Here is a 3,570-nt window from a genome sequence, read left to right on the forward strand (position 1 = left end):
TGTCGAGGTCGGTATTCACACACAGACAACGACACCCTTCGCCATGCCGTCACGCAGGCCCACGACCAGCCCAGCCTTCGGACTCAATCATCTAGGGCGATGAGGTTGTTGCCCGCGGCGATGGTGAGTCGGTAGAAGGGCGGGATGAAGTAGTAGTTGAGCAGCAGCGAGGCGGTGACCGAGGTGAACAGGCCGCCGATCCGCGCCACCAGCACCCCCGGCGGCCATCCGCTCCCTCGAAACCGCGCCCCGTGGACAGTAGAGCCGTGCGGTGCATGCTCGGCGGACTCCTCTCGAACACCGGAAAGCGCTCATCACGCTGGCGTGCTGTTCGACGGCGGCCGGGGGTACAGCCTCTTCGACGCCGGCCTGCGCCACCCCTTGATCCCCCACCGTCCACACTGACCTCGTCGTGGCTGTGCGGGGCACCGGCCAAGGGCGACAGGGCCAGGAAGCCGTCGTAGTCGAGCACGTCGAAGACCGCCGCGCGAGAGTCGCAGCCGCTCGTTAAGCAGAATATTGATACGACGGATGCAGGTGACCGAGCTTGCTCGCGTCCGGCGCGGCGGCGGGCGTCCATCTCGGCAGGCAGCCGCCCTGTCCGTCGTTTTCCAGATCGAGGACGACGCGGTCCTCTGGCCGGTCGAGCTACAGCGACGCCCATATCACCTGGCTGAACGCGGTGGACTCGACGGCCTGCGGGGCGACCTCGTCGGCGAGCAATTCCAGTCACGGCTGAGCTCGGACATCGTGCGCATCGGTCCGACCGACCTTGGCGTTTTGCCAGGATTTCATGTGCACCGCGTGAGTTTCGGCTGGATCCGGCATCCGGTGTGATCGACTGTGATGCACCGGGTCAAGGGGAATTTGAGGAACAGAGGAGGCGGCTATGAGCGCGCGTGTCTTCGTCGGGGTTCACGGTTCGCTGGGCAGCTTGCAGGCATTGCGCCGCGCGGTGGCCGAAGCCCGGGAGCGGCAGGCGGTACTGGTGGCTGTGCTGGCCTGGACGCCGCCGGGTGGGGAGGTGGCGTACCGGCGCGCACCCTGCCCTCCGCTGCACAAGGTGCAGCGAGAGCTGGCCGAACAGCGGCTGACCGACGCCTTCGACGCGGCGCTGGGCGGGATCCCCACCGGCCTGCCCGTCGAAACACGGGTGGTGTGCGGACCGCCCGGTCCGGTCCTCGTCTCGCTGGCCGCCCGTCCCGACGACCTGCTCGTGGTCGGAAGCGGCCGGACAGGTGTGCTGCGCAGAGCATTCGGCCTGCAGCCACCGGTGGTTCGGCACTTCTCGATGCGGGCGGCGTGCCCGGTGCTGGTGGTACCTCCGTCCGCGATGGTACGAGACCTGCGGCGGCGCCCACTACAGCGTGGGAAGGCGTCGGTCTGACCGTCGGCGCCGGACGGCACGGACCAGAGTCACCTGGCCCGGGCCTTCGCCGCGCGGCCAGGGCGCGACCGGTGGGCGCCTCGCCGACCGAGGGCGCCGCGTCCTGGATCCGGACCGCCGGTCACATCCAGATTCCAGCGGTTGTGATTGGAAGCCGACGGCCACTGGGCGGCATTGTATGAGGACGTCGCAGAGGTGCTCGCGGATTGGAGCCGAAACGGAATGGGCGTCGAGCTGATTACCTGCTGGCTGTCCTGGCAGCGAAGTAGCAGCCTGCGACGCGCGCACCTGTACGAGGCCGACGACTGTCGACGGCCTCGTACACATCCGGCGCCTATTCGCCGCCGCCCTTGTCCCCGCTGTCCTCATGGCGAGCCTGCTTGACTTCGCGGGCCAGGGTCCATGGGGCCGCGGCCCCGCAGCCGCCACGGGCAGAGGATCGCCACGATGTCCTTCGGCGGGGCGGTTCTTCCTGACGGCTCGTCACCGGCTTCTACGGCGAGAACGTCCCCTACCTTGGCTTCGGCACCCACATCGGCTTTTGGACCTCTACAGGCGTCACCATCGGTCTGTCCATCGTTTCTTCTTCGTCTTCCGCCGCAAGGACTGGATTTAGCCGCGCGACGCGACTGAGGTTGCCGGGATCACCGAGCGCGCTTGCAGGTAGGCGATCCAGGCTGCCTGGGTCCGGTTCGCCCAGTGTTGCGCAGTGGAGATGTGCAGTCCCAGGAGATCGGCCGGCAGCGGAGGCGGGAGCTCGGCGGCAAGGTTGATCGATGCTGCTGCACGCGCCTGGTCACGGTGCTGGATGCCGTGTGCTGGTTCCCTCTTGGGCGGTCGGCACACTGCTGGGACATCGCCATCCCGGCCGCGCAGGGGCCAATCCGCACGCCGCGCAAATGCCGTGCCCGATCGCAGGACACTAAGATCGCATGCGTGTCGCTATTGGTGTCCGCGGTGACAGGTTTCCTGTCGGGTGCTCTCGGTTCGATCTTGGTCTACCGCGTTCTGGTGCGGCCTCGCGGCCTCGCTCCAAGCGTGACCGGTGAGCTCGCCACCGCCGTCGCCGACTTCGAACGCCAGCTGGACGGTCTGGAGTTCAACCCGGAGGCCGAAGGCGTGACGGCCGACATGCGCGCGCAGTATGCCAGAGCCCGCGCCGCCTGCAGCGATGCCGTGAACGCGATGCCGAACCGCAAGTACGTACTCCCTGCGCTGGGCCGGGGGCGGGACGCGTTCGTGCGCCTGGAAGCGATGCGCAACGGTCGTCCGGTACCGCTGGAGAATCTCTCCCGGGCCGAACTTGGAGTCTTCGGGAAGCAGACAGCTTTAGCGGCGACCGATGCGCGATTCACTTGGAAGGGCAAGAGCAGGCAGGCCGAGTTCGTTCTCGACCGTCCCGAGGCCGGGCGCCCAACCCTGGTGCGGCTCTCTGCCAGCGGGGCTGGCTACGTTTTCGCGACGGTCGCAGCGGTGGAGCATACAGCTGAGCGTGTCAGGGACCACTCAATGTTCTATGCCGATGCCCATGGCCCTACTTTCGCTGTGGTCCCCGTGGCCGTCACTCATCTGCGCGTCGAGCCGATGAAATCCACGGCGTGGGTTGTCACTGCTCTCCCGCGTGATCTGCTGCCGACGACCGACAGCGTCATGCGTGGAAAGGGGGCCATGGCGTTTCATCACCGAGGGGACGCCGTTTCCGTCGTGCTCCAGGTGCGGGGCGGAGGCGGAAGGGTCGATTTCTACGCGGACTGCGATTGCCGGGGGGACATCTGTGAAGACGACTCGATGCATCGCGGTTTCGCCTCGGGCGGACGGTCTTTCTTCAGCACCGTTACCAAGGAGTATCGCGAAAACGGGTTTCTGCCCGACAAACCCGGTGTGATCGTCGTGGATCTCGAGGGGACATGGTCGCTGGACGTGGTGGACACCGAGCCGGGGTCGTAGCGCGCCGGGACCCGGACGGGATCTCGCATTCTTCGAGAGCGGCGGGGCGTCGGCGTGCCGGGTCCCGTGCCGAAGATCTTCGCACCCTGGTGTCAACGGTTTAGACATTGAGCCATTCCGCGTAACTCTGCATTACGTTGTCCCTTGTGGTCGCCGTCTGAGACCACGACGCCGGCGAAGTCGACGCCGGGGATCACCGGCAGCGGTGTGCCGAGCCGGCCCGCGGCGTTGGCGAC

At 67.1% G+C, this 3,570-nt stretch carries 4 protein-coding genes; 3 read left to right on the forward strand and 1 reads right to left on the reverse strand.

Annotated elements, in window-relative coordinates:
* Positions 1 to 83: 83 nt before the first annotated feature.
* Entirely contained in the window at positions 84 to 215 is a 132-nt protein-coding gene (locus ABIA35_RS49330) for a DUF4118 domain-containing protein (RefSeq protein WP_370362639.1), read from the reverse strand.
* A gap of 316 nt (positions 216 to 531) precedes the next feature.
* Between ABIA35_RS49330 and ABIA35_RS49335 the strand changes: the two genes are divergently transcribed.
* From ABIA35_RS49335 to ABIA35_RS49345, 3 genes are all read left to right on the forward strand, one after another.
* Positions 532 to 837 carry a hypothetical protein gene (locus ABIA35_RS49335; RefSeq protein WP_370362640.1) on the forward strand — a complete coding sequence of 102 codons (306 nt, stop codon included), beginning with the start codon at positions 532 to 534 and terminating at the stop codon, positions 835 to 837.
* A 52-nt stretch (positions 838 to 889) separates the two neighbouring features.
* Complete coding sequence (locus tag ABIA35_RS49340) at positions 890 to 1,387, forward strand: universal stress protein (RefSeq protein ID WP_370362641.1); 498 nt, start codon at positions 890 to 892, stop codon at positions 1,385 to 1,387.
* A 717-nt stretch (positions 1,388 to 2,104) separates the two neighbouring features.
* Positions 2,105 to 3,334, forward strand: a complete 1,230-nt coding sequence (locus ABIA35_RS49345) for a hypothetical protein (RefSeq protein WP_370362642.1) — start codon at positions 2,105 to 2,107, stop codon at positions 3,332 to 3,334.
* Positions 3,335 to 3,570 lie beyond the last annotated feature (236 nt).

Origin of the sequence: Catenulispora sp. MAP12-49 (genome assembly GCF_041262705.1) — a bacterium.
Taxonomy (GTDB): domain Bacteria; phylum Actinomycetota; class Actinomycetes; order Streptomycetales; family Catenulisporaceae; genus Catenulispora.